Origin of the sequence: Leptolyngbya sp. PL-A3, from assembly GCF_039962325.1 — a bacterium.
In the GTDB taxonomy this organism is placed as follows: domain Bacteria; phylum Cyanobacteriota; class Cyanobacteriia; order Elainellales; family Elainellaceae; genus Vacuolonema.
Genome location: NZ_JAMPLB010000141.1, coordinates 1 through 4,540, shown reverse-complemented (window position 1 = coordinate 4,540; position 4,540 = coordinate 1). Strand labels below are relative to the sequence as shown.

Below are 4,540 nucleotides of genomic sequence, written 5' to 3'. Positions count from 1 at the left end.
GGGAGGTGATTGAAGGAGTGAAATTCAAGGATGGGATCCGAGTAGACCCAAAAACCGACATCAGCAAGAACGCCGCTTAATCTTTCTTCGTACACCAGATTTGACGATAACTCTCGCTGATAAGCTGTAAAGCAGCTGTACTGGTACAAGAGCATTACTTTTCAGATATTAAACTCTATCTTCAGCTTCTGGATCAAGAACTGATCCATATAAATGACACGCTGGAAGATATCCGCTGCAATATTGAGGGGTGCTTATATATGCGGAAAAGTATTGAGCGATTGCTGTCTTCCGGTTTTGACGAGGGATAGGGATAGAGCGATCGTTTCTGGAGAAAAGCACCCTTGTTTTTATTGAAGCTATCAGGTGTTACTGGAAGCGAAACAATTTCAGTAACTTTTTCAGTAACTTTTTGACCCAATCATTTTCACAGTAGTAGGGAGAGGCGATCGCCCGCGTTACTGCTAGGTTTGGCTTCTATGGCGATCGCAGCAGGCTCGATTACGGTGCATGCGATTGCTTCGCTGATGCCTAGGAGGATTTTGCTGGATTATCCTGTGCATCAATGTTGTAAGGAAGCCTAAAGATGGGCCTTGAGCAACAGCACTGTACCTGACAGTACCCCAAGCAGCAAAGGGGCCGAACCGAGAAGAATGAACCTCATTTTGCGGCGAATAGTTCTGTTTCGTATGCGGCTTAAACTATCAAGGCTCTCCTGGTTACCGTCAGGAAGTGTGATTAAAAATCCGATCGAATAAATAACAGCCGCAGCAACAAACTCAATGGCTGGGGTCGCCAAAATTATCCCTCTCTTGACGCCAGCATCAACATCGAAGGGGACGGCGATCATGAATAAACCTAGATAAACCGGAATTGCAAGCAAGCTGGCCTTTAATATTAATCCACAAAAAGCTTGAGTAGCTGCAAGGGAGTCTTCTGCACTATTTTCCAGGTGTGCTTGAACAGTCGTCATAGGTAATTTACGTCAACTCTTATGCAATAGTCCGCCTGCCATTTTAATCTGATGTACGGTGATATACCTAATCGTGAAAATGTCTTTGCGTTAGCAGAAGATGCCCAAATGCATATTCTATAGGTTCTTCACGCCCATTTTAGGGAGGGCCAACTGGAGGGTTGGGGGCGATCGCGTTCAAGTCTGTTGATTGAGTGAAGCTAATTGTTTTGCTGAAAATACCTTTCATAGTGCTTCAAGTTCTGAGCCTCTTGCCATTTCTCTTGAATGGCGATGTGGTAGATTTTTGCCACAAGCTTTCATCCTTCTAGGAATAAGTACATAGGGACCCTAAACGTTTTTTTGCAAGATAAGAATTGCTCATCTTGCAAAAAAATACAAATTTATGTAGAAACAATACATCCAAAGGCTTGATAGTGCAGCTTCTAACCCATATATTTTGTAGGTTCAGGAAACCTGAGAAAAACAGTACAACACTTTATCAGGCTTCCTGAATTGAATCAAACCTCAGTGTGGACAAAACCCTCAAGGCCCCGATTTCTATGTTGTGAAAGCTCCGCTATCAAAACGTAAAAATTAGAGTTTTAAAGGTGATTTATTTTTTGTCTGTACTGAGGACGCGGGCATAAGGTTCTATAGAAAATCCGATTTTGATACGGCAGGGTTAACCATCTGTATCAAAATTGGGATTTGTTTGCTGGCGTTTCGCTAAGCATCTGTGGTTGTCATAGATGTGGTTTCCTTCCCTTTTGTTGTGGCAAGGTTGGCAATTTCGCGATCGATGAAGAAAAGCCCCTGACCATCCGTACCAATTAAATTAATTTTGTCGAGGATTCCCTTAAACAAAAATTCTTCCTGGTGTTGCTCGGCAACATACCACTGAAGGAATTGCACCGTGGAATAGTCAGATTCCGTCGTAGCTAGGTGTACTAAATCGTTAATTTTTCCGGTAATAAATTGTTCATGGGCATAGATTTTTTCAAACATCTCCGTGAGGGAGTTGAATTCATAAGGTGGGGCTTCCATCTTGCCGATGATGGCTAGTGCACCTGTCTCTTGTAAATAGGCAATTAAACGGCGCATGTGCATCATCTCTTCATCTGCATGTTGGCTCAGGAATGTGGCACAGCCGTCTAGAGCCTTGTAGGCGCACCAGGAGCTCATTTGCAGATAGAGATGGGAGGAAAACACTTCCAGGTTGATTTGCTCGTTCAGCCGATTGATCATAGCTTGCGACAACATAAACTAAACCGTCTCCCAGATAACGTTCTATCTTTTCTGAGCATGGATTTTTCCTGGCTTTACTCATAAACCATGCCATGCCCCTCTCATATTGTCCCACTAATGCTCCATATCGGTCGACTCAGCGGCTGTTTGAGAAGGTCCTCCAAGGGGATAATGTGTACATTTGTTGATGATTGCCAATCGCATCTGGAGACCGAACTCATAACGATTGATATACAACTTAATCGCTATATCATGCATCTGCTCAGATTTTGAAAAGCACATCGTCTTTCGTGCTAGTCGCTCGATTCTCGTCCTTAACGTCAACTGCTTTCGTTCTATTCTTTGAGTGTTTGTCTTTCCAGTGTGATGCTGTTGAGCCTCTAAACACCGTTCATATGCTCCGCAACCCAAACGGTTCTACCAATGCTTGTGGCTACTTAAACATTGCATCACTATAATTTCCAAATATATACGCTAATACTTTCCTGCTTTGATGCTCTATTGCCCCCACCATAACTATCTTTGGTTTGTCTTCTTCTGCACAAAGCTCCACATCTCGTCTAGTTCACTCTCAGTGGCTCCATCAGCAATAGGTTGAACTAGAATAATCTCCACACGCACTTGTTCAGCTTCCATCTGCTGTAATAGAGGTTCATAAATGCAAGGAGGGTGATGACACTGCATCGTCTCCTACTTTTAGGCTTGCAATATCCTGTAGAGATTCATTGCTTAAGGTGTTTCTTATGGATATGTTGCCAATGGACATGCAACGCAACCGCCGCGGATAGAAGTTAAGATCGGCTCAACCCCAATGAGGGTGGACTTTTTGTTGTGTAGCACTCGCATACCTATGCTTACTCGCTGGGTAGCTTCAGTCATAGCGATCGCTCTCCTCCACGTGTTGCCCCCATGGGAAATGATATACGGGGTAGTTCGAGAGGGGAGACTTACAGCACTTTTCAAGCGCTTAAAATCTGGTTGTTTTTGTAAGAGCCGTGCTCTGCGCGGCTCTTACAAAAACAACCGTAGCTGATTCAATCACAAATCGCTGTAAACACTCTCCTCGACTTAGGCTATGTTGCTCGTTCATCCTTTCCGTTCTAACTCAAAACGGAAGTTTCAGATTGAATGCGACAGCCAAAGTGCGGAGTAGAAACGTTACCGCGATGCAAACTATCAAAGCGAACGGAGGCAGGCAATCAAGCCGGAGCATTAGAATATAAATCCATGCGCCAGCGAAAGCGCAGGTTGCATAAAGCGGTTCAGTTGGTTGAAAGAGCTGAGGCTTTTGATTGGACAAAACATCGCGCAATACGCCGCCAAAGGTTGCTGTAATGACACCGATAAAAGCGGCTGGCAAAATCGGCGTCTTCATCTCCAACGCGATTCCTACGCCAGAAGCCGTAAACAAACCCAAACCGAGTGCGTCAATCAACATTAAAGTTCGGCGGCTTGAGAAATCTTTGTTGAATCGCAATAGAAAGAGCGCGATTGGCGACAACAGTAATACGTATATAAGAAATTCCCAGTGTGCTATCCAGTAAAGAGGATAATTGCCGAGCAGGATGTCGCGCAGAGTTCCGCCGCCGAACGCCGATACTAAAGCAATGGTCAAAACGCCGACATAATCGAAACCGCTCCTACGAGCATGAGTCATCCCCGAATAGGCAAACACTAGGATTGCGGTGATTTCAATACCGGACAACATAGTTTCCATTGTTTACAGGTGTAAAAATTTAACTTCTCTATGTTTCGTTTTGCGCCACAGAATCGTAAAAATAAGCAACATAACGACTCAAATCAGCAGTAACAAGTAATCTTTAACTCAGATCAGTGGCTTTCGTCCGTCCGCCTGCATTGAATTGTTTACGCCTGAAGTGGTCGTGAACCGTAAGGGCTGGTTTCAGAAGTTGCGCGCAGCGCAACTTCTGAAACCAGCCTTTTTCCTATCCTTTCAGAAACGCCCTCTACGAGGGTGGCTGCATTTCACCCAAGACGGTTGGAATTAGCTCAGACACAGTTGGATGAATGGGCACAGCCCATTGCAGAGTCGTGTAAGGCTGGTTGGCATTCATCATATCGATCAGCCCGTGAATCGCCTCATCACCACCTGTACCGAGAATTGCCGCCCCCAAAATGCGTTGGGTTTCGGCATCGGCCACGATTTTCATAAAGCCTTGGGTTTCACCCTTTTCAATGGCACGGCCAACTCGCGTCATTGGTCTTGGGCGTTGCACAGTAGAGAATGATTTAAGTAAATACTGGAATCCGATGATGCTTGAGATAGTAAATGAGTAACTGGACTGAGAGGGTTAACATCTCGACCGACTTGGAGTAACA

General features: G+C 44.7%; 3 protein-coding genes and 1 pseudogene. All 4 read right to left on the bottom strand.

Annotation, left to right across the window (positions count from 1 at the left end):
* Window positions 1–580: 580 nt before the first annotated feature.
* Window positions 581–973 carry a hypothetical protein gene (locus NDI52_RS34670; RefSeq protein WP_190771682.1) on the bottom strand — a complete coding sequence of 131 codons (393 nt, stop codon included), beginning with the start codon at window positions 971–973 and terminating at the stop codon, window positions 581–583.
* 708 nt (window positions 974–1,681) lie between these two features.
* On the bottom strand, window positions 1,682–2,215 hold the full coding sequence (ftnA, locus tag NDI52_RS34665; RefSeq protein ID WP_190771681.1) for a non-heme ferritin: 534 nt from the start codon (window positions 2,213–2,215) through the stop codon (window positions 1,682–1,684).
* A gap of 1,090 nt (window positions 2,216–3,305) precedes the next feature.
* A complete protein-coding gene (locus tag NDI52_RS34660) occupies window positions 3,306–3,917 on the bottom strand; it encodes a trimeric intracellular cation channel family protein (RefSeq protein ID WP_206758170.1) in 612 nt (203 codons plus the stop codon).
* Between the two features lie 250 nt (window positions 3,918–4,167).
* Window positions 4,168–4,425, bottom strand: a pseudogene (locus NDI52_RS34655) (pyruvate/2-oxoglutarate dehydrogenase complex dihydrolipoamide dehydrogenase); the annotation flags it as partial.
* Window positions 4,426–4,540 lie beyond the last annotated feature (115 nt).

Excerpts from the sequence above, each read along its gene's own strand:
- ftnA (WP_190771681.1), bottom strand. The coding sequence starts at position 2,215 with ATGTTGTCGCAAGCTATGATCAATCGGCTGAACGAGCAAATCAACCTG.
- NDI52_RS34670 (WP_190771682.1), bottom strand. The coding sequence starts at position 973 with ATGACGACTGTTCAAGCACACCTGGAAAATAGTGCAGAAGACTCCCTT.
- NDI52_RS34660 (WP_206758170.1), bottom strand. The coding sequence starts at position 3,917 with ATGGAAACTATGTTGTCCGGTATTGAAATCACCGCAATCCTAGTGTTT.